The following is a 26167-nucleotide window of genomic DNA, read 5'->3' as shown; positions in this document are numbered from 1 at the left end:
TGGTGCGTTCACCAGCGTGTGAGACTGTAACAGTACGTAATATGTCGATGCTTGTCTGTAACCGACCATCAGCGATTGACTGCGATCCCGCAGTTCTCCTGTCGATGACGCGAGGCCCTGTTGAGTACCGAGCTACTGGCACCTCTTGATCTGGCTTTCTGGCACCTCGAATCCGACACCCATCCGATGCACCTCGGCGCGCTCGCGGTCTTCTCCCCGGTGGCCGGAGTCACCCGGCAGGACCTGCTGGAACTCCTCGGCACCCGCGCCGCCGCCATTCCACGACTGCGGATGCGGGTGCGGGATGTGCTGCTGCCGGTGGGCGGCGCCGCCTGGTTCGCCGACAAGGACTTCGACGTGCACCGCCACGTCCGGCGCGCGGTGCTCGGCCGGGGTGACTTCATGGCCGAGGCCACGCGGCTCGCCGGTGAACTCATGGAACAGCCGCTCGAACGGGGCCGGCCCCCCTGGCAGATGTACCTGCTCGACGGTGCCGGGGACGGCCCGTTCGCGGTGCTCGTCAAGCTGCACCACGCCCTGGCCGACGGCATGCGGGCCGTCGCCATCGGCGCCGGCATCTTCGACCAGGTCGCGGCCGCGGGCACCGGCCGCGGAGCGGTGCGCCGCCGGGCACCGCTGCCCCCGCGCCCCTGGCTGCCCGGCCCGTACGAGGTGGCGGGGATGGCCCTCGACCGGATCGGGGACGTCGGCCGGGCGCTCGGTGTCGGCGCCTCGGTGGTACGGGCCAGCCGCCTGGATCTGCGCGGGACGACCGCCCTGACCGCGACTTCCAGCGGCACCCGGCGCCTGGCCACCGTGGATCTCGACGCCGGGGCGGTCCAGCGGATCCGCCGGGCCGAGGGCGGCACCGCCAACGACGTGCTGCTCGCAGTGGTCGCCGGAGCGCTGCGGCGCTGGATGCTCGGGCGGGGAGATCTTCCCGCCGCCGACCCCCGTGCACTCGTCCCCGTCTCCCGGCGCAGGCCGGGCGGCGCCGTCACCGGCAACCGGCTCTCCGCCTACCTGCTCGACCTCCCGGTGGGCGAACCAGACGCCCGGGAGCGGCTGCGACTGGTGCGCACGGCCATGGAGCGCAACAAGGCCGCGGGGCCGATGCGCGGTGCGGGTGCCCTCGCCGTACTGGCCGATCAACTGCCCGCGCTGGCGCACCGCTTCGGTGCGCCGCTGGCCGGTAGCGCGGCCCGGATGCTCTTCGACATCCTGGTCACCAGCGTGCCGCTGCCGCGCTCGGCGCTCTCGCTCGGCGGCTGCCCGCTGCGCGCCGTCTACCCGATGGCCCCGCTGGCCCGCGGGCAGTCGCTGGCCATCGCCCTGTCCACGTACGGCGGTCAGGTTCAGGTCGGTCTCGTGGCCGACGGCAAGGCGCTGCCCGATCTCGACCGGCTGTCGTCGGCGGTCCACGACGAATTGCGCGAACTCGGCTCCCTCCTGCCCACGGTGCCTGCTCCGGCCTGAGGGCCGATTTCGGTCAGAGATCGGACTGTTCGCCGCGGTACACCCCGCTGTCACGGTGCCGAGGGGGTTGACGCCTCCGAGTGACCCGATGAATATGGCCCTCCGGACGGGTAACGATCACCGGTGAGGGCGGCTCAGCATGCGGCGCAACAGGCTCGGACGCAGTCCGGTGGAGATCACCGAACTGTCCTTCGGTGCGGCGGCCATCGGCAACCTCTTCACCGAGGTCGGAGCCGAACAGGCCGCCGCCGCCGTCGACGCGGCGTGGCAGGAGGGCGTCCGCTACTTCGACACGGCACCGCACTACGGGACCGGGCTGTCCGAACGCCGCCTCGGCGAGGCCCTGCGCGCACACCCCAGGGACGCGTACGCGGTCTCCACGAAGGCCGGCCGGGTACTGGAGCCACTGACGGCCGCGGAGGCGGCGGCGTCCGACGGACTGTCGGAAGGGTTCGCCGTCCCGCACACCCACCGCCGCCGCTGGGACTTCAGCGGCGACGGCATCCGCAGGTCCCTGGAGGACAGCCTCGAACGGCTCGGCCTCGACCGCGTGGACGTCGTCTACCTCCACGACCCCGACGACCACGAGGAGGCGGCGTTCCGCGAGGGGTATCCGGCTCTGGAGAAGCTGCGCGCGGAAGGCATGGTCGGCGCCATCGGCGCCGGCATGAACCAGACCGCCATGCTCACCCGCTTCGTGCGCGACACAGACGTGGACGTCGTCCTGTGCGCCGGCCGCTTCACCCTCCTCGACCGCAGCGCACTCGACACCCTGCTGCCCGAGGCCGCCTCGCGGGGACGCAGCGTCGTCGTCGGAGGCGTCTTCAACTCCGGACTGCTCGCCGACCCGCGCCCCGGAGCGACGTACGACTATGCCGCGGCCCCCGCCCCCCTCGTCGAACGGGCTCTGCGCATCAAGGCCGTGACGGAGAAGCACGGAGTCCCGCTGCGGGCCGCCGCGCTGCATCACCCGCTCGGTCACCCGGCCGTCGCGGGAGTCCTCGTCGGAACCCGTTCGGCCGACGAGGTACGGGACGCCGCCGCCCTGCTCCGCACACCCGTGCCGGACGCACTCTGGGACGACCTGCGCACCGAAGGGCTCCTGGACGCCTGCCGGCCCTCCCCGGGAGCGGGCGACCACCCGGGGTCCGGCACGTGACGCCGTCCCCGCGCATCGTCGACGCCCACCACCACGTGTGGGACCTGACCGTACGAGCCCAGGACTGGCTCGGCGGCGAGCACCTGGCCCCGCTGCGCCGCACCTTCGCCCTCGACGACCTGAAGCCCGACGCCCGCGCCGCAGGCGTGGGCGCCACCGTCCTCGTCCAGACCGTCACCGCCCCCGAGGAGACCCCCGAGCTCCTCGCGCTCGCCGCCGCCGACCACCTCGTCGCGGGTGTCGTCGGCTGGACCGACCTCACCGCACCGGACGTCGCAGACACCCTCGCGGGGTTCCGCGAACTGCCCGGCGGCGACCGGCTCGTCGGCGTCCGCCACCAGGTCCAGAGCGAACCCGACCCCGAATGGCTGCTGCGCCCCGACGTCCTGCGAGGGCTCCGGGCCGTCGCCGACGCCGGACTCGTCTACGACCTCGTCGTCCGGCCGGTCCACCTGCCCGCCGCGGCCCGTGCCGCGGCGCTCGTGCCCGGGCTCACCTTCGTCCTCGACCACGCGGGCAAACCGCCGGTGGCCCAGCGGCGCACGCACCCGTGGGCCGACGGCCTGCGGGCGCTGGCCGCGCTGCCCAACACCGCCTGCAAACTCTCCGGCCTGGTCACCGAGGCGGACCCCCGCTCCTGGACCGTCGAGGACCTGCGGCCGTACACCGACACGATGATCGACGCCTTCGGCCCCGGCCGTCTGATGTTCGGCTCCGACTGGCCGGTGTGCCTGCTCGCCGCTCCGTACGCCGACGTCGTCGGCGCGGCACGCACGCTCACCGGCCGTCTCGGCGACGACGGAGTGCGCTCCGTCTTCGCCGGGACCGCCCGCCGCGTCTACGGCCTGCGCACATCCTGACCGTGTGCCGTGTGCCGTGTGCCGTGTGCCGTGTGCCGTCCGGCAGGCATCCGCCGGACCGCTGCGGCAGGCTGGAGTCATGCCCGAACTGCCGGAAGTCGAAGCCCTGCGGGACTTCCTCGACGACCACCTCGTCGGCAAGGAGATCGCCCGCGTCCTGCCCCTCGCGATCAGCGTCCTCAAGACGTACGACCCACCGCTCACCGCCCTGGAGGGAGCCACCGTCACCGCCATGGCCCGCCACGGCAAGTTCCTGGACATCACGGCCGGAGGCCTCCACCTGATCATCCACCTGGCCCGGGCCGGCTGGCTGCAGTGGAAGGACGGCTTCCCCACGGCCCCGCCGCGGCCGGGCAAGGGGCCCCTGGCCCTGCGCACGGTTCTCACCGGCGGCGACGGCTTCGACCTGACCGAGATGGGCACCACCAAGCGCCTCGCCGTACACCTGGTGCGCGACCCGGCGGAGGTGCCCGGCGTCGCACGTCTCGGCCCCGACCCCCTGGCCGACTCCTTCGACCGCGAGGCGTTCGCCCGGCTGCTCGGCGGCGTGCGCCGGCAGATCAAAGGGGCCCTCCGGGACCAGTCGCTGATCGCGGGCGTCGGCAACGCCTACAGCGACGAGATCCTGCACGTCGCGAAGATGTCGCCCTTCAAGCTCACCACCAGCCTCGGCGACGACGACATCACCCACCTGCACACCGCCCTGCGCACCACCCTCCAGGAGGCCGTGGAACGCTCCCGCGGTGTCGCGGCCGGGAAGCTCAAGGCGGAGAAGAAGAGCGGCATGCGCGTCCACGGCCGCGCCGGACAGGCCTGCCCCGTCTGCGGTGACACCGTACTGGAGGTGTCGTTCAGCGACTCCTCGCTGCAGTACTGCCCCACCTGCCAGACCGGCGGGAAGCCCCTCGCCGACCGCCGCCTGTCCCGCCTGCTCAAGTAGCCGAGCGGGTCACCGTCGCCAGCCGGCGGCCGTCCCCGGCCCGCACCTCGAAGTGATCGATGTCCGCCGGCCGCAGCGCCGCGCCGCCCCGCAGCGTCACCCGCTGCCCGCCGCCCCCGCCCGCCGACCAGGTGCTCACCGTCTGCTCACTGCCGTCCCGCCCCACAGCGACCAGCGCGCACACCCCCGGCTCCGGGACCCGCGCCGCCACCTCGAGACCGACGTCCGTACCCCACTCCCGCGCACCCGTCGTCACCACCGCGCGCACCGCCGGTTCGGGCTGCGCCCCCGCCCCGGTCCACCGCTCCTGCACCGCCCGCCCCGGTGGCCCGCCCTGCGTGCCGGCCACCGCCGCCGGCCCGCCGACGCCGAGCACCACGGCAGCCGCCACGAGTGCCAGCCGCCGCCTACGCGACGTGCGGCGCCCGGCCGCGACCGCGGCGACCAGCCGGCCCAGCAGCTGGGGGCCGGGAGCCTCCACCGGGGCGGCCCCCGCAGGCAGCAGCTCCGCGTACGCCGCCAGCCGGTCCGCCACCACCCCGAACTGCCCCACCCGGACCGCGCACGCGGTACACCCGGCCAGGTGCTCCTCGAAGCGGAAGGCGTCGGCGGCACCCAGCACACCGAGCGCGTAGGCTGCGGCGTCCTGAGGGCATTCGGTGGGGCGCATGCCCTCAGGTACGCGGCGAAACCGGGTATCACTCAGGCCACCGCACCATGGGAAGCCCCGACGACCCGGCGCACGGAGCGAGTGGGCTCCCGGCGCCCTCTGGCCGTCACGCCCCAGGTCGTACACTCCGGGCTCATGCTGCGAGTACTGGCCGTCGACGACGAAGAGCCCGCCCTGGAGGAACTGCTCTACCTCCTGCGCGCCGACCCCCGCATCCGGAGCGCCGAAGGGGCCACGGGGGCCACCGAGGCGCTGCGACGCATCGGTGGCGCCGTCGACGCCGGACCGGAGGACCCGTCGGCCATCGACGTCGTCTTCCTGGACATCCACATGGCCGGTCTCACCGGACTCGACGTGGCGCAGCTCCTGGCCGGCTTCGCAGCGCCCCCTCTCATCGTCTTCGTCACCGCCCACGAAGGCTTCGCCGTGCACGCCTTCGACCTCAAGGCCGTCGACTACGTGCTCAAACCCGTGCGCCGGGAGCGCCTGGCCGAAGCCGTGCGCCGCGTCGCCGAACAGGTCGGCGAACGCTCCGCACCCGTCCACGACAGCGCGGCCGACCAGATCGCGGTCGAACTCGGCGGGGTCATCCGGTTCGTCCCCGTCGAGGACATCGCGTACGCCGAGGCGCAGGGCGACTACGCCCGGCTGCACACCGCCACGGGCAGCCACCTCGTCCGGATCCCGCTCACCACCCTCGAGGAACGCTGGCGGTCCCGGGGTTTCGTGCGCATCCACCGGCGCCATCTCGTCGCGCTGAACCGCATCGACGAGCTACGGCTCGACGCGGGCAGCATGAGCGTGCGCATCGGGGAGGCGGAGCTCGCGGTCAGCCGTCGTCACACCCGGGCCCTGCGTGACCTCCTGATGCGGCAGACCGGCCGCTGACCTGCGCCTACCTCGCTGCGACCCCTTCCCAGGCGCCCCCCGTGGCGCCTACACTCCGAGCCCATGTCCGCAGAGAGCACGCCCCGGCGCGAAGTGGTCACGGGGGAGCCGCGACGGGTGCGTCCGCTGCCCCGCTACCGTGCCCAGTCGGAGATCGACGAGCAGACGGCGCTCGGCGGCGCCTACGTGCGCTCGCTGATGCGCAGTCAGCTCCGTGCGGGGCTCACCGCCTTCGCCGTCCTCGCCCTGGTGGCCGGCACCCTGCCCCTGGTCTTCGAGGCCCTGCACAGCGACGCCGTCGTCTGGGCGGTGCTCGGCTTCGCCACCTATCCGCCGCTCACGGTGACCGCCTGGTGGTACGTACGTCGTGCGGAACGCAACGAGCGCGACTTCGCCAGGCTCGTGGAAGGCCTCCCCGCACCGTGAGCGCACCCGGCCATCCGGCATCGGTGGTGGCGGTCGCCCTCGTCGTCCTCGCCACCGTCCTCGTCGGCGGATTCGGGCTGCGGATCTCCCGCACCACATCCGACTTCTACGTCGCCTCCCGCACCGTACGGCCGCGGCTCAACGCCGCGGCGATCAGCGGCGAGTACCTCTCGGCGGCCTCCTTCCTCGGTATCGCCGGGCTGGTCCTCGTGCACGGCCCCGACATGCTCTGGTACCCGGTCGGCTACACCGCCGGATACCTCGTGCTGCTGGTCTTCGTGGCCGCTCCGCTGCGCCGCTCCGGGGCGTACACCCTGCCGGACTTCGCCGAAGGGCGCCTGGAGTCGCGGGAGGTGCGCAGGCTGGTCAGCGTCTTCGTGGTCGGCGCGGGCTGGGTGTACCTCGTACCGCAGCTCCAGGGCGCCGGCCTCACCCTGAAAACCCTCACAGGAGCGCCCGGCTGGCTCGGCGACGTCCTCGTCGCCTCGGTCGTGGTGATCGCCGTCGCGGCGGGCGGCATGCGCTCGATCACCTTCGTCCAGGTGTTCCAGTACTGGCTGAAGCTCACCGCGCTCCTCGTCCCGGCGGTCTTCCTGGTGCTGGCCTGGCGCGGCGACGGACAGCCCCGCGTCAGCTTCGACGACCAGGTCTCGGCCTTCCGCGCCGACCACCCGCTCTACGCGACGTACGGACTGATCGTGGCGACCTTCCTCGGCACGATGGGCCTGCCCCACGTCGTGGTGCGCTTCTACACCAGCCCCAACGGCCGAGACGCCCGCCGGACCACCGTCGCGGTCCTCGCCCTGGTCGGCACGTTCTACCTGCTGCCCCCGGTGTACGGGGCGCTGGGCAGGCTGTACGCACCCGAGCTCATCCACGGCGGCGACTCCGACGCCGCCGTGCTGCTGCTGCCCGCCCGGGTGATCGGCGGTCTCGGCGGTGACCTGCTCGGCGCGCTCGTCGCGGGCGGCGCGTTCGCCGCGTTCCTCTCCACGGCGTCCGGGCTCACCATGGCCGTCGCCGGAGTGATCACGCAGGACGTCCTGCCCTCGCGGGGCGTACGGCACTTCCGGCTGGCCACCGTCCTCGCCATCGCCGTACCGCTGGCCGGGTCGCTGCTGGTCGGCAGGGTGCCGGTGGCCGACGCCGTCGGGATGGCGTTCGCGGTCTCCGCCTCGTCGTTCTGTCCCCTGCTCGTCCTCGGCATCTGGTGGCGCCGGCTCACCCCGCCCGGGGCGATCGCGGGGCTGCTGCTCGGCGGGGGTTCCGCGCTGCTGTCCGTGGCGATCACCGTCAGCGGCGCGGTCCGGCCGCCGGGCTGGCCGCACGCCCTGCTCGCCTGGCCCGCGGTCTGGTCCGTACCGGTCGGCTTCCTCGCCATGATCCTGGTCTCCCTCGCCACCCCGGGACGGATACCGCCGGGCACCAACGCCGCCATGTCCCGCTTCCACCTGCCGGAAGCGCTGACCTCGGGAAGAGGACGATGACGGCCACCCGCACGGAGGCCGGACGATGACCGGGGCCGGGATCGCCGTCATCACCGTGCTCGCCCTACTGCTCTTCGGGACCGGCTTCCTGCTGGGCCGCACGGCCCGCCCGGTGCGCACCAGCGATGTCGGTACCCCCGTCGAGCACGCCACGTTCGAGACCCTGCACACGGCTTCCCTGGCCGCGCCCCCGCTGCGCGCCGGACTGACCGAGGAGAGCGCCGGCAGATCGGCGCGCCGGCTCCGCTCGCTGCTCGGCACCGACGCCCTCTGCCTCACCGACCGCGACCGGGTGCTCGCGTGGGACGGCGAGGGGGATTACCACGGCAAGGACGTGATGGACCAGGTCCAGGCGCTCCTCGCCAGCGGCCGGGACACCGCCTTCCACAGCGACTGCGGTGACCTGGACTGCCCGCTCCGCTGGGCGGTCGCGGTCCCGTTGACGGTCGACCACCGGGTGCTCGGTACGCTCGTGGCGTACGCCCCCCGCGAATCGGCCGTGCTCGCGCGGGCGGCGGGGGAGGTGGCCCGATGGGTCTGCGTACAGCTGGAACTCGCCGAGCTCGACCGCTCCCGCACCCAGCTCATCGAGGCCGAGATCAAGGCGCTGCGGGCCCAGATCTCGCCGCACTTCATCTTCAACTCGCTCGCCGCCATCGCTTCCTTCGTCCGGACCGATCCCGAACAGGCGCGTGAACTGCTCCTGGAGTTCGCCGATTTCACCCGCTACTCGTTCCGCAGGCACGGCGAGTTCACCACGCTGGCCGACGAACTCCACTCCATCGACCAGTACCTGGCGCTCGTACGGGCCCGGTTCGGCGAACGGCTCTCCGTGACCCTGCAGGTGGCCCCGGAGGTGCTCCCCGTCTCCCTGCCGTTCCTCTGCCTCCAGCCGCTGGTCGAGAACGCGGTCAAGCACGGGCTGGAGGGTGCGGTGCGCAGCAGCCGCATCACCATCAGCGCCCTGGACGCCGGTGCCGAGGCCGAGGTCGTCATCGAGGACGACGGCGCCGGGATGGAGCCGGAGCGGCTGCGGCGGATCCTGCGCGGGGAGGGCGGCATCTCCTCCGGGATCGGCCTGCTCAACGTGGACGAGCGGCTGCGGCAGGTGTACGGCGACGCGTACGGGCTCGTCATCGAGACGGGCCTCGGGGCGGGCATGAAGATCACCCTGCGGTTGCCCAAGTACCGTGCGGGCGTCCACGGTTCGTGATCCGGCCGCAGTGCTCAGTACAGATGGACCGCCAGGTGCCCCAGCGGCAGGCCGAGCTGCCAGGCGGGCGTCCACACCCGCGCCTCGCCGTCCTGCTCGTCCGCCGGGTGATCCCGGCGCGGCGCGCCGATCGCCTCCAGATCCGCCGCCAGCAGCTCCGTCTCCTCGAGCCACCGCCAGGCCGCACGCGCCAGCGCCAGATCGGGATCCGGCCGGCCGCCCGGCAGCACCGACCGCGCCCGCGCCTCCAGCCGCTCGCAGACCCACCGCGTCCAGGGCGTTCCGTACGCGGTGAGCAGGCGCAGTTCGTCCACCCGGGCCGCGGGCAGCGCGTCGGCGACCGCCGCGTGGGGGACGAGTACCACCCCGTCCGAGAGGAAGACCGTCAGGGCCAGGGCATCGCGACCCGCGCGGTACTCGAGCGTCGCCGGCTCCATCAGGTCACCGGTCACGAGCACCTCGTCCGCGAGGTACTCGGCGTACATCCAGTCCATCGGGACCAGCAGCCGGCCCCCGCTGGTTCCGTCGTGCTGTTCGGGACGCATCCCGTCTCGCCTCTTCCTTCGACTCGGTACGGGGCTTCACGCAGCATTGAACCGGGGGCGCGTGCCCCGCGTGGGCAGAAGGGCAGGATCCGTCGGGAGATTCGAGGTGTGATGACCGCCGACCGCGGTGACGAGCCCCACGTGGTGCGGCTGCTGGGCGGGTACGTGCTCGGCGCCCTGGCCGCGGAGGAGACCGGCCCCGTCGCCCGGCACCTCCAGCGGTGCGACGGGTGCGCCGCGGCCTACGTGGAGGTCGCGGAGGCCGTGTGCCTGCTTTCGCTGCTCGACGAGGAGGACCTGCTGGAATAGCCGGGGAGGTTGCGCGAGAGCAGCCGCAGTGCGTAGTACGAGCGGGACTTGACGGTGCCCGCCGGTATGCCGAGGGCCTGGGCCGTCTCACCCACGCTCAGCCCGCGGAAGTAGATCTGTACGAGGACCGCGCGGTGTTCGGGGCTCAGCGTCCTGACGGCTTCGCGCACGTCGAGCGCGCGTACCGCCGCGTCCGCGGTGTTCTCCCGCGCGGGCGCACTCTCCAGGACCACGTCGCTGACCTCGGTAGGCCGGGCCTGACGGGACCTGCGGGCGTCGATGGCCAGGCGCCTGGCCACGGTGAAGAGCCAGGGGCGCATCGAGTCGTACGGGGCGTCGAACGCCTCCGGGTGCTGCCAGGCGCGCACCAAGGTCTCCTGCAGCAGGTCCTCCGCCCGCTGGCGGTCGCCGAAGGTCAGCCCGAGCAGGAAGTGGAACAGGGCCGGCCCGTGTTCCCGCTGCAGCTCCGCGAGGGCCCGCTCATCGGTCGTCGCCGTGGTCATCGTGCACGTCCTTTCCCGAAGCGGCCCCTGCCGCTTCGCTCCTGCCTGGCGTATACGAACGCATCAGCGAGCGGGGGAACAGGCGGTGCGCCGAGGTGTGCGCCGAGCGGTCGCACGGAGCGGCGAGTGGTGCGGTGAACGGTCACGAGACGGCGATACGGCCGATTCAGGTACTTAGCCCTCTTTGCCCTTGACTCGCCGGTATGAATATATGTGTATTCGGATGGCCGATATCATCCGAACTGGGAGTCCCGCAGATGACGCACCGCATCCGACACGCCACGGTGCTCGCCGTCGCCGGACTGCTTGCCGCCGCGACGGCCTGTACCGGCCAGCAGTCCACGCCACCCGGGTTCGCCGGGCGGCAGCTGTCCGAAGAGCGGGGCGTGGGCGGAGCGGGGGCCGGGGAAGCGGACACTGCCCGCACCTTCACCCTGCTGGCCTCGGGCGACGTCCTGCCGCACTCCTCGATCATCGAACGCGCGGCCGCCGACGCCGGCGGAAGGGGATACGACTTCCGCCCGATGCTCAAGGGCGCCGCCCCTCTGGTCTCGCGTGCGGATCTGGCCATCTGTCACATGGAGACGGTCTACGCCCAGGACGGCGGTCCCTACACGGGCTACCCGTCCTTCCGCTCGCCGTCCGAGGTGGCGACGGCCCTGCGCGCCACCGGCTTCGACTCCTGTTCCACGGCCTCCAACCACACCCTGGACGACGGGGCCCAGGGCATCGGGCGCACGCTCGACGCGCTGGACAAGGCCGGCGTCGCCCACGCCGGCTCCGCCCGCTCCGTGTCCGAGGCCGGCCGGACGACCGTGCTCAAGGCGGGCACCGGCAAGAAGGCGGCGAAGGTCGCCCACCTCGCGTACACCTACGGCACGAACGACATCCCGCTCCCCGCCGGGCGTCCCTGGGCCGTCAACCTGATCGACAGGAACCGGATCCTCGCCGATGCCCGTGCGGCCCGCCGTGAGGGCGCCGACGTGGTCGTCCTCTCTCTGCACTGGGGTACGGAATGGCAGGACGCCCCCGACGACACGCAGCTGGCACTCGGACGCGAGCTGACGGCCTCCACCACGGCGGGGCGCCCCGACATCGACCTCGTCCTGGGCACCCACGCGCATGTCCCGCAGGCGTACGAGAAGGTCAACGGCACGTGGGTCGTCTACGGCATGGGCGACCAGATCGCCGGTGCGATGATCAACCACGAGGGCGTGCGGGACCCGCGCGGAAACGAGAGCTCGATGGGCCGCTTCACCTTCGCGCCGCCTGCCGCAGCCGGTGAGCGCTGGAAGGTCACGAAGGCCGAGTTCCTGCCCCAGTGGTTCGACACCGAAACCGGGCGCGTCACCGCACTCGACGCTCCGCACGGGGACCCCACCGGCAGGCGACGAGAGATCCGGGACCGGATCAGCGGCGTGGTACTCAGCCGGGGCGCGGCCCAGGACGGTCTCGTCAGGGGAAAATGACCCGGCGACGCGGAGAAGGCGGCAGGGCGGGCCTCACGGCACCACGGTGACCGGCCAGCGCCCGGCCTTCACCAGCCGCACCGCCACCGATCCGACGAACCGGTGCCCGGCGGACTCCGACGCCCCGACCACCACGGCGTCCGCCTTCAGTTCGTCCGCCGCCGTCACGAGTCCGTTGTACGGATCGCCGCGGAAGGTGTGGAACTCCCACCGCACGTTCCATATGTCCTTGAGCCGCTCCGTCGCCGTCCTGATCTCGTTCACCAGCCCCTCGGCGACGTCACCGGTCGCCTCGGCCACCGGTGCCCCCAGGGCCGCGCCGGCCGAGAGCACCGGCTGCACGTAGACGAGGGCGAGCATCGCGTTCTGACGGCGGGCGAGGCCCGCCGCGTACGCCGCGGCACGCATCGAGGAGTCCGATCCGTCGATGCCGGCGACGATCACTTTGGGGCCGTCCGTGCCGCGCTCGAACCGGTGTCGTTGCTGGTCTGTCACGGCCACGAGGTTAGCCGCTCGCGCCGGCCGCGTCGTCGCCCGGGGCACCGGCCGGCCCGGGATGCCCGTGCGGGCCGTCGCGCCCCACTCGCCCCATCGGGTGCACATCGCCGCATACCCGGTGTCGTCGGCAGGTCCGCATGGGACTCCGTGCGAGCAGTTGGTCATGAAAAATGATCAGCTCCCGGCCGGACGCCGCACGCTCCTGCGCCTCGCCCTCGCGCTCGGGGCCGCCACCGCCGTACGCATGGTCGCCGCGGACCCGGCCGGTACGCCCGCCCGGCCGGGCGGAGAGCCGCCGGACCCGGTCGCCGGGCCGCCGGCCCGCGCGCAGACCGGGGGCGGGGCCTACCGGCTGAGACCCATGACCGGGCACGGTGCCCCCCGCTTCCTGCCCGCGCCGCCACCGGTCCGCACCCGCCCCTTCGAGGAGCTGCCGGAGCTCGGGCGCGATGCCATGGTGCTCAGCTTCGACGACGGCCCCGACCCCCGATACACACCGGACGTCCTCGCCACGCTGCGCAGGTACGGCGTCCGGGCGATGTTCTTCGTCTGCGGCGAGATGGCCACCGACCACCGGGACCTGCTGCGCGTCATGGCGGACGACGGGCACGTGGTGGGCAACCACTCCTGGTCGCACCCGCTGATCCCGGAGCTCTCGCGGAGCGCGATCAGGGACGAACTGGGCCGCACCAGCGACGTGATCGAACAGACGCTGGGCGCCCCGCCCCTCTGGTACCGAGCCCCGTACGGCGCCTGGAACCGCAACTCCTTCGAGATCGGCGCCTCGATGGGCATGGAACCGATGGCCTGGACCGTCGACAGCCTGGACTGGACGAGGCCGGGAACCGACACCATCGTCCGCCGGGTCGAGCGGGGCGCGGCCCCCGGCGTCGTGATCCTCTCGCACGACGCGGGCGGCAACCGGTCCCAGAGCGTGGCGGCGCTGCGACGGTACCTCCCCGCGCTGCTCGGGAACGGCTACCGGCCGACGGTCCCTCACCGCGGGTGACGGCCGGGCACCGGAGGCCGCCCGGCCGTACGGGGTCCGCGGTGGACGTCCTCGGGTGCCTTCGGGCCCGTGCTACCGCGTCTCGACGAGCCGGGCGAAGACCACGACGTTCCCGTCGTACCCGCCGGCCTTCGAGTAGCCGCCGCCGCAGGTGATGACCCGGAGCTCGGCGTACCCGGTGTCGCCGTACACCCGGGCGCCGGGGAAGCCGTCCTTGGGGAAGACCTCGACGCCGTAGATCTCGAACACCGCCACCCTGCCGTCGTAGCGCTCCACCTCCACCTGCTGTCCCTTGGTCAGGGAGCCCAGACCGTAGAAGACGGCGGGACCGGCCAGGTTGTCGACATGGCCGACCACCACGGCCGTCCCGCGCTGGCCTGGGGCGATGCCGTTCTGGTACCACCCGGCGAGGTTCGGGTCCTGCGGGGGAGGCGCCTCGATCCAGCCGGCCGGGTCCAGGTTCACGTCGATCACGGGGGCGTCGACCTGGATGGACGGGATCTGCACGCGCGCGGCGGGGGCGTACGGGAGCGGCTGGACCGGATCACCGGCGACGGGGGCCGCCGTGGCCGGATCCCGGGCGCCGGCGACCGATGCCGCGGCGGCCGGTTGCGGCGGCCCGGCAGAGGTGTCCACTCCGTTGCGCATGAGGGCGATGCCGGTGAGCATCACCAGGGCGATGGCGCCCCAGGGTGTGCGTCTGCTCCGCTCGGCGCCCCACTGGTCCCGGCCCATGGTTCTCCCTTCGTCGCGACATCGCACAGGCTAGGTGCGCCGGTCACGGGCCGCGATCGGAGAGGGGCGAACGGGTGGCGGGCGGTCCTGCCGTCGCACGGGCGTCTTCTCTTCGGAGTAATGAGCGGATAAAACTTCTGACGCTCTGTGACCTGCGACTCCGTCAGTTCCTGACCTCGCACCACGGCGTGTCGGCTCACCGGGGTGGAGCAGTGCCGAAGTGCGTCGGCTGCGGTATTTGGTGAGGGTTCGTCATGGGACGCGTTCTCGTCCACTGATCCCGGAGAACAAGGCTCCGGGGCGCGCTTCCCGATGGAGGTTCAACGATGCGTGCTTCACGCGCTCTCGCGGTGACCGCGACCGCATTCGCGGCCGTCGGGCTCGCTGCCCCGCTGGCCGCTGCGGGCGGCGGCCCGGGCAGCAACCCGAACAATGCTCCGACCAACGTCACCGTCAACCCGTCCTCGGTCCACCAGGGCGCCACCCTGCAGATCAGCGCCGAGGGCTGCGGCCGCTCCGGCGGCAAGGTCTGGTCGAACGCGTTCCCGACGGTGAACCTGTCGCCGGGCCGGGTCGGCTATGCCACGGCGCGCATCCGGGACAACGCGACGCCCGGCCACTACAGCCTGTCCGTGAGGTGCAACGACAGCGACAACAACTTCGGAAGCGGCGGCAACGGCGGCAACGGCGGCGACGGGGGCAACGGCGGTGACCGCGACAACGCGGGCAACGGCGGCGACCGCAACAACGGCGGCAACGGCGGCAACGGCGGAGACCGCAACAATGGCGGCAACGGCGGAGACCGTGGCAACCGTGGCAACGAGACCGACCCGGTCGCGACGGCCCGCTTCACCGTGCTCCCCAGCCGGGGCGCACAGGGCGGTCTCGGTGGTTCCATCGGCCCGAGCTCCGTGGAGATGCAGGTAGGCGGCGGTCTTGCCGCCGCGGCGGCCGTGGGTGGTGCCGTCTTCATCGTCCGTCGCCGGATGAGCAATGCGGCGGCCTGAGGCGTCCGACCTCCCGCCCGGCCCGATACGCCCGTCGCCCCGAGTCCTGGACCAGGACCCGGGGCGACCGTCGTGCGGTGGGGAGCCGTGCCGTCAGTGCTGACGGCCGGTGCGGCGCCTGCGCAGGGCGAAGAAGGTGCCGGCCGCGGCGGCCGTCACGAGTGCCGAGCCTGCGGCGATCTCCACGGGGTCCACCGGGTCGATGCTGCCGCCGAGCCCGCCCAGCACACCGCTGGGAGTGGCGGTGGAGCTGGTGGTGGGTGCCGTCGTCGGGGTGGTGGTGGCACCGCCCGTGATGGAGAGGTTGGCCGTCCGCGTGGTGGTGCCGCAGCGGAACGTCACCTGGTGGACGGCACCCCGCCTGGCGTTCTGGTCGACCGTGGCGGTGGCCGACCTCCCGCGCGGGATCGTGACCGTGTCGAACACGCCCGACGACGCGGTCGCATCGCTGGTGCAGCCGACGGCGCCGAGGGTGACCCGCCCTCCCGGCGCGACCGTCGAGGGGGTGATGGTCGGCGTGAAGGTGGTGGACGTGCCGCCGGTGAGCACGTGGGCCGATGCGGCCGGTGTCATCAGGGCGCAGGCGGCGGCGCCCAGCAGAGCGACGGGTGCGACACGTATCGCGCGCATGGTTAATCCTCCGGGTCCCCGAGGAGCAGCCGCGGAACCGATTTCCGCACGGCGTGGGAAATGCACCTCGATGCCCGAAACGCTAGGAGTGCTCCATACCACCCGCGATCGGGGTCAGGCGAATGGGGCAGTCCTGTCCCCCGGCCGGCGCATCGGCCGGGGAACAGGACCGGCGCCCCGGCGCTATCCACCCGTGGCGTGCGGGAACAGGTCGACGAAAGGTGCGGTCGTGGCCGAGATGCCCCGGCCGAAGGGAGCGTCGAAGTCCCAGATGAGGAAGAGGAGAAACGCGATCAGCACGCTGAAGAGGCCGGCGAGCAGCAGTTCACGGAAGGTTCTGCGGATCTGGAGCGTGAAGATCAGCCCGACGGTCACCAGGGCTCCGGTGATGAGGCCGAACCAGACGACTCCCGGCATCGTCGCGCCGGCGTTCTGCCCCCGCGCACCACGGGCGTCGTCCACGGCGGCCACCTGGTCCACCAGCGGCTGGTAGGCCTGCCCCTCGTGGTCCGTGCGGGGTTCGTACTCCGTGACGTCGGCCTGTACCCGGTCGAGAAGTTCGGTGCCCTTCTCGGTGAGGGTGCCGTGGTCGGTCATGGCCTGCCACTCGTCTCCGACGACATAGGTCACGTACGCGTCGACGTCCTTGCGGATGCGGTCGCGCACCTCGGCCGGGTAGACCGCGGAGCGTGCACTGACCTCGTGCAGGGCCTGGGCCTCCAGGCGCACCGACTCCTGGGCGGCGCTGCGGCCCTCCCAGACGCCCGCGATGGCCAGGCCGAGCACGATCGCGTAGACCACGCCGATCATCATCGTCATGTACTCGATGACGTCGGGCGTCTCCGACGGGTCGTCGTCGTCGCCGATCCGGCGGTTGTTGAGGATGGCGATGGTCAGGACGACGGCACAGGCCGAGGCCATCGCGATGGTCAGAACGAGCCATTCCGACATGGGTTCCCTTCGCGGTCAGCGGGACGATCGGGGCCGCAGCACTGCTACGGCGAAGACGGCGGGGGCGGTGATCACCAAGGTGAGCGAGACGAGTGAGGAGCCGGACCTGGGTGCCTTGCGGGCCGGCTTGCGGTAGGTGGGCAGGGCGACCGGCTCGGGGGCGGGAATGGCGGGCCGAACCGAGGGTGAGGGTGAGGGCGAGGGTGACGGGGTCGGGGTCAGGGGCGGGGGTGGTGGCGGTGGTGCGGGTTCGGGTTCCTGTGCGGGTTCCGGTGCGGGCGGCGGGGGCGGCGGGGGCGGTGCGGGAGCCGGAGGCGGCGGGGGAGGCGGCGGGGGAGGAGGCGGCGGTGGGGTCTCGGGCTCGGGCGGGGGAGGTGGAGGCGGCGGGGGCGGCGGGGGCGGTTCGGGCTCGGTGATGACGGCCTCGCACTCCCCGTCGCCGGCGACGGCGACGGACGAGCCGCCCTCCCCCTGCCCGATGGAGGCGACCGCGCAGGAGTCGCCGGCCGCGGGCGCGGGTACGGCGAGCAGCCAGAGCAGAGCGGTGGCGGCCGCGAGCCGCGATATGCGTGATCCGTACACGCCGGGGAGCATGGTCCCCGCCGTGGCGGGACACGCGGTGAACCCGCCTGATTCGCCCGATGGTGGGGACCTCGGGGGATCTGTGTTTGCGCCCCGAAAACTTTCCCGGCGGTGCATTGAACACGGCGGTGCCCCACGCCCGTACCAAGGGCCATGAAAGACGCGAACCCGCGTCCCAAACGGCAGAAGGACAACGGGAGTCGACATGAATACCTGGCGGAACGCCTCGCTCGCGGTGACGACGATGGCCCTGTTGGCGCTGACGACGGCGTGCGGTCAGGAGAATGGCGCGTCGTCCACCGACAGCCGGCCCGTGGGCAACGCGGCCCCCGCACAGCAGCCGGCCGACAGCGGCTACGGCTCGGACGGGGGCTACGGCTCCGCGGCGGACACCGACGCGGCGGCGTCGAGGGAGGCCGGACAGCTCGCGGTGTGGGACAGCAAGGAACTGGGCAAGGTGCTGACCGACAGCGAGGGTTTCACGCTCTACCGTTTCGACAAGGACACCGCGCAGCCTCCGAAGTCCACGTGCGAGGGTGACTGCGCGAAGACCTGGCCGGTGGTGCCCGCCGGGAACGCCACGGCAGCCGCGGGCACCGACGCCGCACTGATCGGCGAGGTCACCAGGGCCGACGGGTCGAAACAACTCACCGTCGCGGGCTGGCCGATGTACCGGTATGCCAAGGACACCGGCCCTGGGGAATCCAACGGGCAGGGTGTCGGCGGGACGTGGTTCGCCGCGGCGCCGGACGGAAAGAAGGCGGCGGTGAACGCGGACGGGCCGGTCGGCTCCGCGCCGGCGGATCTCGCCGGACTTTCGGTCCGCAAGGACCCCGAACTCGGAAACATCGTCGTCGACAAAAGGGGTATGACGGTTTACCGCTTCAAGAAGGATTCGGCCTGGCCGATGAAGTCGGCGTGCACGGGCGACTGCCTCAAGAAGTGGCCGGTCGTCAGCCCTGTGGCGAAGAACGACGTCGAGGGTGTCACCACGAAGGGATTTGTCACCTTCGACCGACCCGACGGCATCCAGCAGCAGTCGGTCGACTGCTGGCCGATCTACACCTTCTCCGGCGACGCGGCGCCGGGAGACACCAACGGCCAAGGTGTCGGCGGGACATGGTACGCCGTGTCTCCCGACGCCAAGCTGGTCGGTGCCACCAAGTAGGACCCCGGAACGCACTTTCGTACCGGTCCGTCGCCGCGTGTTCACACGCAGCGACGGGCCGTTGCACATGCCACCGGTGTGTGACCAATAACGGATCTCTAATTTCCGTTTCCACTCGCTCTCCTGGCGGCCGGTCAGTAGCCTCTGGTCAACACTGACCATGAACATGGCCGGATCGCCGTGGCGACTTGTTGGAGACATCGATGGAGCGTCCCGCCTGGGCACCGCAGGGCATTGACATCTCGGTGCCGAGTGTGTCTCGCATGTACGACTTCTATCTGGGCGGTTCGCACAATTTCGAGGTGGACCGGGAAGCGGCCCGCAAGGCCATGGAGTTCCTGCCGGGGCTTCCCAAGATCATGCAGGCGAATCGGGCCTTCATGCGCAGGGCGGTCCACTACGCAACCCATTCGGGCATCAGCCAGTTCCTGGACATCGGCTCCGGCATACCGACATTCGGCAATGTCCATGAAGTCGCCCAGGCGGCCGACCCGGAGGCCAGGGTCGTCTACGTCGACCACGACCCGGTCGCCGTCGCGCACAGCCAGGCGGTCCTCGAGGGCAACGAGCGGAGCATGGTCGCCGCGGCGGACCTGCGCAAACCCCGTGACATCCTGGACAATCCGGAGATCCGCGGACTCCTCGACCTGGACAAGCCCGTGGCCCTGCTGCTCGTGGCGGTGCTCCACTTCATCGAGGACGCCGACGACCCGTACGCGGCGGTCGCCGAACTGCGGGAGGAGCTGGCTCCCGGCAGCCTGCTCATCCTGACCCATGCCTCGTACGAGGGCATTCCGCTCTCGCAGGAGGAGGCGGGCGGGGCGGTCGGCGTCTACCGCAACATCCGCAACCCGCTGATCATGCGGTCGCCCGCGGAGATCAGCCGTTTCTTCGAGGGTTACGAGATGGTCGAGCCCGGACTCGTCTCCATGCCCGACTGGCGCCCAGAGTCCCCCGAGGGCCGGGCGCAGGAAGATCCGTTCGCCTTCTCGGGCTTCGCCGGGGTTGGGCGCAAGGCGTGAGCATTCCCGCCCAGGCGTCCGGTACACCGGACGCGGAACCGGACGGTCCCGAGGGCCGGCTCCGAAGATTCGCCACCATCTGGAGCCGGGCCATCTTCCCCTCCACGGCAACCTCGATGACCCGCGCGGAGTTCGAGCAGCATCTGCTGCCGCTGGCCCGGGAGCTGGACACGATCCTGCACGCGCGGCCCTTCGACGCGACACCCGCCCAGCGGGTGGGAGGCGCACTGGTCGCCGCCCACTGCACGGATCCCGACGCCCTGAGTTCCACGCTCGGCGTCATCGACTCGTACCTGGTGCTCTACTGCGGCGGCAACGGGCCGGTGGTGCTGTCCACCGAGGACAGCCGTGCCCGGTGCGCGCGCATCCAGCACGCGTTGGCCGGCGGGTTCACGCAGGCGCTCCGCGAACGCACCCTCACCGAACAGGAGGCCATCGCACGCTCGGCACTCACCGCTCGTTCGCACGCCGAACAGGCGCTGCACGCGACCGAGGCACGCTTCCGCGCCGTGTTCAAGGACGCCGCCATCGGGATCGGCATCGCCGACCTGGACGGCAACATCCTGGAGATCAACGACACCCTCACCCGGATGTTCGGCGGGCTGGAGCACCACGTCCGCAGCCACAAGGTGAACGAGTGGGTCCACCCGGAGGACTCGCCGCACGTGTGGAAGTACTACGACGAACTCGTACGCGGCGAGCGCGAGCACTACAGCGTCGAGAAGCCGTACTACCGCAACGACGGCACCGTGCTGTGGACCAACCTCACGGTGTCGCTGCTGCGGGACTCGGAGGGGCGGCCCGAGTACCAGCTCGCCCTCATGGAGGACACCACCGAACGGCGGCTGCTCAACCTGCGGCTGCGGTACGAGGCCACCCATGACGCGCTCACCGGCCTGCCCAACCGGACCCTGTTCTTCGAACGCCTGGAGAAGGCCCTCGCGCTCAGGGAGGGCATGCGCTTCGGGCTCTGCTACCTCGACCTCGACGGCTTCAAGGCGATCAACGACAGCCTCGGCCACGCGGCCGGCGACCGGCTGCTGGTCGAGGTCGCCGACCGGCTGCAGAGCTGTGCGACCGCTCCCGGTGAGATGGTCGCCCGGCTCGGCGGGGACGAGTTCGTGGCCCTGACGACCGGCCCCCGTACCGAGGAAGAGGTCGACGAGCTGGCCGGACGCATCCTCTCGGCGCTCGCCACGCCCATGCGCCTGGACGGGCGGGAGCTGACCGTACGCGGATCCATCGGCGTCGTCGAAGGACCGTCCGGCGAACGTACCGCCGCCGAGGTGCTGCGCAGCGCGGACATCACCATGTACCGGGCCAAGGCGGCGGGTGGCAACCGCTTCGCGATCGCCGACGCCGAGGCCGATGCCCGCGCCATCACCCGGCACGGGCTGACGACAGCCCTGCCCACGGCGCTGGACCGCGGGGAGTTCTTCATCGAGTACCAGCCGCTGGTGCACCTGGGCGACGGCAGTGTGCACGGCGCGGAGGCGCTGGTGCGCTGGTGCCACCCGCAGCACGGCGTCCTGGGGCCGGACCGCTTCATCCCCCTCGCCGAGCACACGGGGCTCATCGTGCCGCTCGGGCGCTGGGTGCTGGAGGAGTCCGTCCGCCAGGCCAACTTCTGGCAGGAGCGGCACACCGACGGAGGTCCGCTGCGGATCAACGTCAACCTCTCGCCCACCCAGCTCCACCACCCCAGGCTGGTCGCCGAGACCGTCGACGTGCTGGAACGCTCGGGACTGGAACCGGGTGCGCTCTGCCTGGAGGTCACCGAGTCCGCGCTGATCGGCGCCGACGACGACCTGCTCAAGCCGCTGCGCCAACTGGCCGAGATGGGCGTCGCCATCGCCCTCGACGACTTCGGGACGGGCTACTCGAACCTGGCGAACCTGCGGCGTCTGCCGGTCAGCGTGCTCAAGCTGGATCGTTCCTTCACGCAGGGGATGCAGCACCATCCGGCGGACCCGGTCGACCTGAAGATCGTCGAGGGCATCGTCTCGCTCGCCCACAGCCTGGACCTCGCGGTCACGGTGGAGGGCGTGGAGACCGGCGCCCAGGCCGAGCAGCTGAGGCAGCTCGGCTGCGACACGGCGCAGGGCTGGTACTACGCCAGGCCGGGCGCACCGGACCGGATCCACTCGCTGCTGCTGGCGGACGCGGTCTGACGGCTTCCCCTCAGCCGCCGGACGGGCCGGGCCCGCCGGCGGCCGCGGGGACGGCGTGCGGCCCCGTGCCGAGCAGCATGCGCTGCAGCTCGCGTGCCGCGCGCGGCGGTTCGACGTCACTGCGGTGCGCGAGAGCGATCGTGCGCCGCAGGCCCGGCGAGGCCAGCGGAGTCGTCCGCAGATCCTGCCCGGCCCTGACGGCGACCATGCGGGGTACCACCGCGATCCCGAGCCCCGCCCGTACGAAGCCCAGTACGGCGTCCATCTCCCCGCCCTCCACCGTGAACGACGGCTCGAAGCCCTCCGCGCGGCATGCGGCGACGGTCAGCTCCCGCAGGTCGTAGCCGTGCCGGAACATCACGAGCGGCTCGTTCTCCAGATCGGCGACGTGCACGGCGCCCCTGCGCCCGGGCGCAGGGCGGGCCGAGGACGACACCACCACGAGGTCCTCGTGCAGCAGCTCGACCGTGGTCAGCGCGGGTGAGGCCGCGGGCAGCGGCAGTACGAGCAGCGCGAGGTCCAGGGCGCCCCGCGCCAGCTCGCGCACGAGGTCATGGGATCCGCCCTCCTCGATCAGGAGCTGGATCCCCGGGTGTGCGCCGTGGAAGGCGCGCAGCACATCGGGCAGCAGACCGGTGCAGACGCTCGGGGTGGCGCCGAGCCTGATCCGTCCCCGGCGCAGCTGGACCAGCTCCTGCACCTCGTGCCGTGCGGTGTCGGCGTCGGCAAGGATCCGGCGGGCCAGCGGCAGGAGGGCCTCGCCGGCGTCCGTGAGTGTGATGTTGCCCCGCGCGCGGCTGAACAGTTCGGCGCCCAGCTCGTTCTCCAGTGCCTTGATCTGCTGGGAGAGGGAGGGCTGGGACACGTGCACCACTTCGGCGGCCCGCGTGAAGTGCCTGGCCTCGGCCACGGCCACGAAGTAGGTGAGCTGCTGGAAGTGCATGGGACCGACGATAGCGAGTCGCATAGCCGATGCCTATGAACATGACTCGTTTCATGTCTTGGACTGATGGCACCTCTCGCCTCTAGCGTCGTGTCCATGGCATTGGCAACGCGGACGGACCGACGGCCGTCCATGACGCGTACGCTCTGGGACTCGTCCGTCGGCAAGAAGACGATCATGGCTGTGAGCGGCCTGATCATGCTCGGCTACCTGGTTGTCCACATGCTGGGCAACCTGAAGATCTTCTTCGGATCCGACGAGTTCAACCACTACGCGCACTGGCTCCGGACCGTCGGAGACCCTTTCCTGCACTACGAGTGGGCGCTGTGGATCATCCGCGTGGTGCTCGTCGCGGCCGTCGTCCTGCACGCCGTCTCCGCGTACCAGCTGAGCCGCCGTGACCTCAGGGCGCGCCCGACGGCGTACGTGCACAAGAAGGCGCGTGCGAGCTACGCCACCCGCACCATGCGCTACGGCGGCATCATCCTCGCGCTGTTCATCGCCTGGCACATCCTGGACCTGACGACCGGCACCGTGCACCCGGGCGGCTTCCAGTCCGGGCACCCCTACCAGAACGTGCTCGACACCTTCTCCACCTGGTACGGCAACGTCGTATACATCGTCGCCGTGCTGGCCCTCGGCCTGCACGTCCGGCACGGACTCTGGAGCGCCGCGCAGACCCTCGGCGTGGGCAACGCCGCCCGCAATCGTGTCCTGAAGACCCTCGCCACTGTCCTCGCAGTGGCGCTGACGGCCGGATTCGTCTCCGTGCCCGTCGCCGTCATGACCGGAGTGGTGAGCTGACATGAGTGACTACACGAACTACCGGACCGGCGAGCCCCTCGTCGACTCCAAGGCGCCCGACGGCCCCGTCGCGGAACGCTGGGACACCCGCCGCTTCCAGGCGAAGCTCGTCAACCCCGCCAACCGCCGCAAGCACACCGTCATCGTCGTCGGCACCGGACTGGCCGGCGGTTCGGCCGGCGCGACCCTGGCCGAACAGGGCTATCACGTCGTCCAGTTCTGTTTCCAGGACTCGCCCCGCCGGGCCCACTCCGTCGCCGCGCAGGGCGGCATCAACGCGGCCAAGAACTACCGCAACGACGGCGACTCCGTGCACCGGCTCTTCTACGACACCGTCAAGGGCGGCGACTTCCGCGCACGGGAGTCCAACGTCCACCGCCTGGCCGAGATCTCCGTGGAGATCATCGACCAGTGCGTCGCCCAGGGTGTCCCCTTCGCCCGCGAGTACGGCGGCCTCCTGGACAACCGCTCCTTCGGCGGCGTCCAGGTCTCCCGCACCTTCTACGCCCGCGGCCAGACCGGGCAGCAGCTTCTCCTCGGCGCCTACCAGGCGCTCTCGCGTCAGATCGCCGCGGGCAACGTCGACCTGCACGCCCGCACCGAGATGCTCGACCTGATCGTCGTCGACGGGAGGGCCCGCGGCATCGTGGCCCGTGACCTGGTCACCGGGAAGATCGACACCTACTTCGCGGACGCGGTCGTCCTGGCCAGCGGCGGGTACGGCAACGTCTTCCACCTGTCGACCAACGCCATGAACTCCAACGCCACCGCGATCTGGCGCGCCCACCGCCGGGGCGCGTACTTCGCGAACCCCTGCTTCACCCAGATCCACCCCACCTGCATCCCGCGCACCGGCGACCACCAGTCCAAGCTGACGCTGATGAGTGAATCCCTGCGCAACGACGGCCGCATCTGGGTCCCCAAGGCCAAGGGCGACCAGCGGCCCGCCAACGAGATCCCCGAGCAGGAGCGCGACTACTACCTGGAGCGCATCTACCCCGCCTTCGGGAACCTCGTGCCCCGCGACATCGCCTCCCGCGCCGCGAAGAACGTCTGCGACGAGGGCCGCGGCGTCGGACCGGGCGGCCAGGGCGTCTACCTCGACTTCGCGGAGGCCATCCAGCGGATGGGCAGGGCCGCCGTCGAGGAGAAGTACGGCAACCTCTTCGACATGTACGCGCAGATCACCGCGGAGAACCCGTACGAGACGCCGATGCGCATCTATCCTGCCGTGCACTACACGATGGGCGGGCTCTGGGTCGACTACGACCTCCAGACCACGGTCCCCGGTCTCTTCGCGATCGGTGAGGCCAACTTCTCCGACCACGGAGCCAACCGGCTCGGTGCCTCCGCGCTGATGCAGGGCCTCGCCGACGGTTACTTCGTCCTGCCGTCCACCATCAACGACTACCTCGCCCGCCACCCGCACAGCGAGACAATCGACGCCGGCCACCCGGCGGTCGCCGAGGCCGTCGCCGAGACCGAGGACCGCATCAACCTTCTCCTCGCCGTCGACGGGGACCGCACCCCGGACTCCTTCCACCGCGAGATCGGTGAACTCATGTGGGAGTTCTGCGGGATGGCCCGCACCGAGGAAGGACTGCGCAAGGCCCTGGACCGCATCCCGCAGATCCGCGAGGAGTTCTGGCGCCGCATCAAGGTGCCGGGCACCGGCGAACAGCTCAACCAGTCGCTGGAGAAGGCCAACCGCATCGTCGACTACCTGGAGCTCGCCGAGCTGATGTGCCTCGACGCCCTGCACCGCGCCGAATCCTGCGGCGGCCACTTCCGCGAGGAGTCGCAGACCCCGGACGGCGAAGCCGCCCGCAGGGACGAGGAGTTCTCCTACGCCGCCGCCTGGGAGTTCAGCGCCACCGGCGACGCCCCCGTCCTGCACAAGGAAGACCTCGTCTTCGAGTACGTCCACCCCACCCAGCGGAGCTACGCATGAAGCTCACCCTGCGCGTCTGGCGCCAGCAGAACGCCGAGGCGCCCGGCGCCATGGCCACCTACGAAGTCGACGGCATCTCCCAGGACATGTCGTTCCTGGAGATGCTCGACACCCTCAACGAGGAGCTCATCCTCGGCGGGGACGAGCCCGTCGCCTTCGACCACGACTGCCGTGAAGGCATCTGCGGCGCGTGCAGTCTCGTCATCAACGGCGACGCCCACGGCCCCGAACGCACCACCACCTGCCAGCTGCACATGCGGTCCTTCCGGGACGGCGACACGATCGACATCGAGCCGTGGCGCGCCTCGGCCTTCCCCGTCGTCAAGGACCTCGTCGTCGACCGTTCGGCCTTCGACCGGATCATCCAGTCCGGCGGATACATCTCCGCCCCCACCGGGACGGCACCCGACGCACACGCCACCCCCGTGCCCAAGCAGGACGCCGACTTCGCCTTCGAGCACGCCGAGTGCATCGGCTGCGGTGCCTGCGTCGCCGCCTGCCCCAACGGCTCGGCGATGCTGTTCACCTCGGCCAAGATCAACCACCTCAACGTGCTCCCGCAGGGCGCACCCGAGCGTGAGACCCGGGTGCTCGACATGGTCTCCACCATGGACGAGGAGGGATTCGGGGGCTGCACCCTGACAGGCGAGTGCGCGACGGCCTGCCCCAAGGGCATTCCGCTGCCGTCGATCGCCGCGATGAACAAGGAGTGGCTGCGGGCCACGCGCAAGGTACGCCGCTGACCGCGGCG

The 26167-nt window shown here is 71.6% G+C and carries 27 protein-coding genes; 18 read left to right on the top strand and 9 right to left on the bottom strand.

Features of this window, described 5'->3' with window-relative positions; all coding sequences use genetic code 11:
- Window positions 1–120: 120 nt before the first annotated feature.
- From QFZ58_RS04710 to QFZ58_RS04695, 4 genes are all read left to right on the top strand, one after another.
- Complete coding sequence (locus tag QFZ58_RS04710) at window positions 121–1476, top strand: wax ester/triacylglycerol synthase family O-acyltransferase (RefSeq protein ID WP_307123623.1); 1356 nt, start codon at window positions 121–123, stop codon at window positions 1474–1476.
- A gap of 139 nt (window positions 1477–1615) precedes the next feature.
- Complete coding sequence (locus QFZ58_RS04705) at window positions 1616–2635, top strand: aldo/keto reductase (protein ID WP_307123622.1); 1020 nt, start codon at window positions 1616–1618, stop codon at window positions 2633–2635.
- On the top strand, window positions 2632–3495 hold the full coding sequence (locus QFZ58_RS04700) for an amidohydrolase (protein WP_307123621.1): 864 nt from the start codon (window positions 2632–2634) through the stop codon (window positions 3493–3495). Before QFZ58_RS04705 ends, QFZ58_RS04700 begins: the two co-directional genes overlap by 4 nt.
- A 79-nt stretch (window positions 3496–3574) precedes the next feature.
- Window positions 3575–4435 carry an Fpg/Nei family DNA glycosylase gene (locus QFZ58_RS04695; protein WP_307123620.1) on the top strand — a complete coding sequence of 287 codons (861 nt, stop codon included), beginning with the start codon at window positions 3575–3577 and terminating at the stop codon, window positions 4433–4435.
- On the opposite strand, the gene QFZ58_RS04690 is transcribed toward QFZ58_RS04695, so the two are convergent.
- Window positions 4428–5105, bottom strand: coding sequence for a zf-HC2 domain-containing protein (locus tag QFZ58_RS04690; RefSeq protein ID WP_307123619.1), 678 nt, complete (start codon window positions 5103–5105; stop codon window positions 4428–4430). The two genes, QFZ58_RS04695 and QFZ58_RS04690, sit on opposite strands and share 8 nt — an antisense overlap.
- Before the next feature lie 135 nt (window positions 5106–5240).
- On the opposite strand from QFZ58_RS04690, the gene QFZ58_RS04685 reads away from it, so the two are divergent.
- The 4 genes from QFZ58_RS04685 to QFZ58_RS04670 all read left to right on the top strand — a co-directional run bounded on the left by QFZ58_RS04685 (window position 5241) and on the right by QFZ58_RS04670 (window position 9119).
- Window positions 5241–5993 (top strand): LytTR family DNA-binding domain-containing protein, encoded by a 753-nt coding sequence (locus QFZ58_RS04685; RefSeq protein ID WP_307123618.1) that lies wholly within the window; start codon window positions 5241–5243, stop codon window positions 5991–5993.
- A 63-nt stretch (window positions 5994–6056) separates the two neighbouring features.
- Window positions 6057–6419, top strand: a complete 363-nt coding sequence (locus QFZ58_RS04680; RefSeq protein ID WP_307123617.1) for a hypothetical protein — start codon at window positions 6057–6059, stop codon at window positions 6417–6419.
- Complete coding sequence (locus QFZ58_RS04675) at window positions 6416–7906, top strand: cation acetate symporter (RefSeq protein ID WP_307123616.1); 1491 nt, start codon at window positions 6416–6418, stop codon at window positions 7904–7906. The genes QFZ58_RS04680 and QFZ58_RS04675 overlap by 4 nt, the downstream gene beginning before the upstream one ends.
- Window positions 7907–7931: 25 nt before the next feature.
- Window positions 7932–9119 carry a sensor histidine kinase gene (locus tag QFZ58_RS04670; protein ID WP_307123615.1) on the top strand — a complete coding sequence of 396 codons (1188 nt, stop codon included), beginning with the start codon at window positions 7932–7934 and terminating at the stop codon, window positions 9117–9119.
- 14 nt (window positions 9120–9133) lie between these two features.
- Here QFZ58_RS04670 and QFZ58_RS04665 read toward each other — a convergent pair whose 3' ends face one another.
- Entirely contained in the window at window positions 9134–9664 is a 531-nt protein-coding gene (locus QFZ58_RS04665) for a hypothetical protein (protein WP_307123614.1), read from the bottom strand.
- A 111-nt stretch (window positions 9665–9775) separates the two neighbouring features.
- On the opposite strand from QFZ58_RS04665, the gene QFZ58_RS04660 reads away from it, so the two are divergent.
- Window positions 9776–9973 (top strand): zf-HC2 domain-containing protein, encoded by a 198-nt coding sequence (locus tag QFZ58_RS04660; RefSeq protein ID WP_307123613.1) that lies wholly within the window; start codon window positions 9776–9778, stop codon window positions 9971–9973.
- Here QFZ58_RS04660 and QFZ58_RS04655 read toward each other — a convergent pair.
- Window positions 9907–10476: a sigma-70 family RNA polymerase sigma factor gene (locus QFZ58_RS04655; RefSeq protein ID WP_307123612.1), complete on the bottom strand. Its 570-nt coding sequence runs from the start codon at window positions 10474–10476 to the stop codon at window positions 9907–9909. The two genes, QFZ58_RS04660 and QFZ58_RS04655, sit on opposite strands and share 67 nt — an antisense overlap.
- 257 nt (window positions 10477–10733) lie before the next feature.
- Here QFZ58_RS04655 and QFZ58_RS04650 point away from each other — a divergent pair, with 257 nt between their 5' ends.
- Complete coding sequence (locus QFZ58_RS04650) at window positions 10734–11945, top strand: CapA family protein (RefSeq protein WP_307123611.1); 1212 nt, start codon at window positions 10734–10736, stop codon at window positions 11943–11945.
- 33 nt (window positions 11946–11978) lie between these two features.
- Here QFZ58_RS04650 and QFZ58_RS04645 read toward each other — a convergent pair whose 3' ends face one another.
- Window positions 11979–12440: a universal stress protein gene (locus QFZ58_RS04645; RefSeq protein WP_307123610.1), complete on the bottom strand. Its 462-nt coding sequence runs from the start codon at window positions 12438–12440 to the stop codon at window positions 11979–11981.
- A 166-nt stretch (window positions 12441–12606) separates the two neighbouring features.
- Between QFZ58_RS04645 and QFZ58_RS04640 the strand changes: the two genes are divergently transcribed.
- Entirely contained in the window at window positions 12607–13452 is an 846-nt protein-coding gene (locus tag QFZ58_RS04640; RefSeq protein ID WP_307123609.1) for a polysaccharide deacetylase family protein, read from the top strand.
- Between the two features lie 72 nt (window positions 13453–13524).
- Here QFZ58_RS04640 and QFZ58_RS04635 read toward each other — a convergent pair whose 3' ends face one another.
- Window positions 13525–14187: a class F sortase gene (locus QFZ58_RS04635; RefSeq protein ID WP_307123608.1), complete on the bottom strand. Its 663-nt coding sequence runs from the start codon at window positions 14185–14187 to the stop codon at window positions 13525–13527.
- A 326-nt stretch (window positions 14188–14513) separates the two neighbouring features.
- Between QFZ58_RS04635 and QFZ58_RS04630 the strand changes: the two genes are divergently transcribed.
- Window positions 14514–15194 carry a hypothetical protein gene (locus QFZ58_RS04630; protein ID WP_307123607.1) on the top strand — a complete coding sequence of 227 codons (681 nt, stop codon included), beginning with the start codon at window positions 14514–14516 and terminating at the stop codon, window positions 15192–15194.
- Window positions 15195–15287: 93 nt separating this feature from the next.
- On the opposite strand, the gene QFZ58_RS04625 is transcribed toward QFZ58_RS04630, so the two are convergent.
- The 3 genes from QFZ58_RS04625 to QFZ58_RS04615 all read right to left on the bottom strand — a co-directional run bounded on the left by QFZ58_RS04625 (window position 15288) and on the right by QFZ58_RS04615 (window position 17357).
- Window positions 15288–15824 carry a hypothetical protein gene (locus QFZ58_RS04625; protein ID WP_307123606.1) on the bottom strand — a complete coding sequence of 179 codons (537 nt, stop codon included), beginning with the start codon at window positions 15822–15824 and terminating at the stop codon, window positions 15288–15290.
- 183 nt (window positions 15825–16007) lie between these two features.
- Window positions 16008–16775, bottom strand: coding sequence for a hypothetical protein (locus tag QFZ58_RS04620; RefSeq protein ID WP_307123605.1), 768 nt, complete (start codon window positions 16773–16775; stop codon window positions 16008–16010).
- Between the two features lie 15 nt (window positions 16776–16790).
- On the bottom strand, window positions 16791–17357 hold the full coding sequence (locus QFZ58_RS04615; protein WP_307129093.1) for a hypothetical protein: 567 nt from the start codon (window positions 17355–17357) through the stop codon (window positions 16791–16793).
- 205 nt (window positions 17358–17562) lie between these two features.
- Here QFZ58_RS04615 and QFZ58_RS04610 point away from each other — a divergent pair, with 205 nt between their 5' ends.
- The 3 genes from QFZ58_RS04610 (at window position 17563) to QFZ58_RS04600 (ending at window position 21718) form a co-directional block, all read left to right on the top strand.
- Window positions 17563–18525 carry an SCO0930 family lipoprotein gene (locus QFZ58_RS04610; protein WP_307123604.1) on the top strand — a complete coding sequence of 321 codons (963 nt, stop codon included), beginning with the start codon at window positions 17563–17565 and terminating at the stop codon, window positions 18523–18525.
- Window positions 18526–18728: 203 nt separating this feature from the next.
- Entirely contained in the window at window positions 18729–19547 is an 819-nt protein-coding gene (locus tag QFZ58_RS04605) for an SAM-dependent methyltransferase (protein WP_307123603.1), read from the top strand.
- A complete protein-coding gene (locus tag QFZ58_RS04600) occupies window positions 19544–21718 on the top strand; it encodes a bifunctional diguanylate cyclase/phosphodiesterase (protein WP_307123602.1) in 2175 nt (724 codons plus the stop codon). The genes QFZ58_RS04605 and QFZ58_RS04600 overlap by 4 nt, the downstream gene beginning before the upstream one ends.
- Before the next feature lie 10 nt (window positions 21719–21728).
- Here QFZ58_RS04600 and QFZ58_RS04595 read toward each other — a convergent pair whose 3' ends face one another.
- The gene (locus QFZ58_RS04595; protein ID WP_307123601.1) at window positions 21729–22661 is read right to left on the bottom strand and encodes a LysR family transcriptional regulator; all 933 of its coding nucleotides are present in this window, start codon (window positions 22659–22661) and stop codon (window positions 21729–21731) included.
- 96 nt (window positions 22662–22757) lie between these two features.
- Here QFZ58_RS04595 and QFZ58_RS04590 point away from each other — a divergent pair, with 96 nt between their 5' ends.
- The 3 genes from QFZ58_RS04590 to QFZ58_RS04580 are packed head-to-tail and all read left to right on the top strand — an operon-like array spanning window position 22758 to window position 26159.
- Complete coding sequence (locus tag QFZ58_RS04590; protein ID WP_307123600.1) at window positions 22758–23465, top strand: succinate dehydrogenase; 708 nt, start codon at window positions 22758–22760, stop codon at window positions 23463–23465.
- Between the two features lies 1 nt (window position 23466).
- A complete protein-coding gene (locus tag QFZ58_RS04585; RefSeq protein ID WP_307123599.1) occupies window positions 23467–25416 on the top strand; it encodes a fumarate reductase/succinate dehydrogenase flavoprotein subunit in 1950 nt (649 codons plus the stop codon).
- Window positions 25413–26159: a succinate dehydrogenase/fumarate reductase iron-sulfur subunit gene (locus QFZ58_RS04580; RefSeq protein WP_307123598.1), complete on the top strand. Its 747-nt coding sequence runs from the start codon at window positions 25413–25415 to the stop codon at window positions 26157–26159. Before QFZ58_RS04585 ends, QFZ58_RS04580 begins: the two co-directional genes overlap by 4 nt.
- Window positions 26160–26167: the final 8 nt, after the last annotated feature.

The sequence above is a fragment of the Streptomyces sp. B1I3 genome (assembly GCF_030816615.1).
Classification (GTDB): Bacteria; Actinomycetota; Actinomycetes; order Streptomycetales; family Streptomycetaceae; genus Streptomyces.
Note: the sequence above shows the minus strand (reverse complement) of the source record. Positions and strands in the feature narration are given on the sequence as shown.

Excerpts from the sequence above, each read along its gene's own strand:
- QFZ58_RS04605 (WP_307123603.1), top strand. The coding sequence starts at position 18,729 with ATGGAGCGTCCCGCCTGGGCACCGCAGGGCATTGACATCTCGGTGCCG.
- QFZ58_RS04690 (WP_307123619.1), bottom strand. The coding sequence starts at position 5,105 with ATGCGCCCCACCGAATGCCCTCAGGACGCCGCAGCCTACGCGCTCGGT.
- QFZ58_RS04655 (WP_307123612.1), bottom strand. The coding sequence starts at position 10,476 with ATGACCACGGCGACGACCGATGAGCGGGCCCTCGCGGAGCTGCAGCGG.
- QFZ58_RS04625 (WP_307123606.1), bottom strand. The coding sequence starts at position 15,824 with ATGCGCGCGATACGTGTCGCACCCGTCGCTCTGCTGGGCGCCGCCGCC.
- QFZ58_RS04650 (WP_307123611.1), top strand. The coding sequence starts at position 10,734 with ATGACGCACCGCATCCGACACGCCACGGTGCTCGCCGTCGCCGGACTG.
- QFZ58_RS04630 (WP_307123607.1), top strand. The coding sequence starts at position 14,514 with ATGCGTGCTTCACGCGCTCTCGCGGTGACCGCGACCGCATTCGCGGCC.
- QFZ58_RS04665 (WP_307123614.1), bottom strand. The coding sequence starts at position 9,664 with ATGCGTCCCGAACAGCACGACGGAACCAGCGGGGGCCGGCTGCTGGTC.
- QFZ58_RS04585 (WP_307123599.1), top strand. The coding sequence starts at position 23,467 with ATGAGTGACTACACGAACTACCGGACCGGCGAGCCCCTCGTCGACTCC.
- QFZ58_RS04660 (WP_307123613.1), top strand. The coding sequence starts at position 9,776 with ATGACCGCCGACCGCGGTGACGAGCCCCACGTGGTGCGGCTGCTGGGC.
- QFZ58_RS04640 (WP_307123609.1), top strand. The coding sequence starts at position 12,607 with ATGAAAAATGATCAGCTCCCGGCCGGACGCCGCACGCTCCTGCGCCTC.
- QFZ58_RS04685 (WP_307123618.1), top strand. The coding sequence starts at position 5,241 with ATGCTGCGAGTACTGGCCGTCGACGACGAAGAGCCCGCCCTGGAGGAA.
- QFZ58_RS04695 (WP_307123620.1), top strand. The coding sequence starts at position 3,575 with ATGCCCGAACTGCCGGAAGTCGAAGCCCTGCGGGACTTCCTCGACGAC.
- QFZ58_RS04590 (WP_307123600.1), top strand. The coding sequence starts at position 22,758 with ATGGCATTGGCAACGCGGACGGACCGACGGCCGTCCATGACGCGTACG.
- QFZ58_RS04670 (WP_307123615.1), top strand. The coding sequence starts at position 7,932 with ATGACCGGGGCCGGGATCGCCGTCATCACCGTGCTCGCCCTACTGCTC.
- QFZ58_RS04705 (WP_307123622.1), top strand. The coding sequence starts at position 1,616 with ATGCGGCGCAACAGGCTCGGACGCAGTCCGGTGGAGATCACCGAACTG.
- QFZ58_RS04635 (WP_307123608.1), bottom strand. The coding sequence starts at position 14,187 with ATGGGCCGGGACCAGTGGGGCGCCGAGCGGAGCAGACGCACACCCTGG.
- QFZ58_RS04620 (WP_307123605.1), bottom strand. The coding sequence starts at position 16,775 with ATGTCGGAATGGCTCGTTCTGACCATCGCGATGGCCTCGGCCTGTGCC.
- QFZ58_RS04680 (WP_307123617.1), top strand. The coding sequence starts at position 6,057 with ATGTCCGCAGAGAGCACGCCCCGGCGCGAAGTGGTCACGGGGGAGCCG.
- QFZ58_RS04610 (WP_307123604.1), top strand. The coding sequence starts at position 17,563 with ATGAATACCTGGCGGAACGCCTCGCTCGCGGTGACGACGATGGCCCTG.
- QFZ58_RS04595 (WP_307123601.1), bottom strand. The coding sequence starts at position 22,661 with ATGCACTTCCAGCAGCTCACCTACTTCGTGGCCGTGGCCGAGGCCAGG.
- QFZ58_RS04580 (WP_307123598.1), top strand. The coding sequence starts at position 25,413 with ATGAAGCTCACCCTGCGCGTCTGGCGCCAGCAGAACGCCGAGGCGCCC.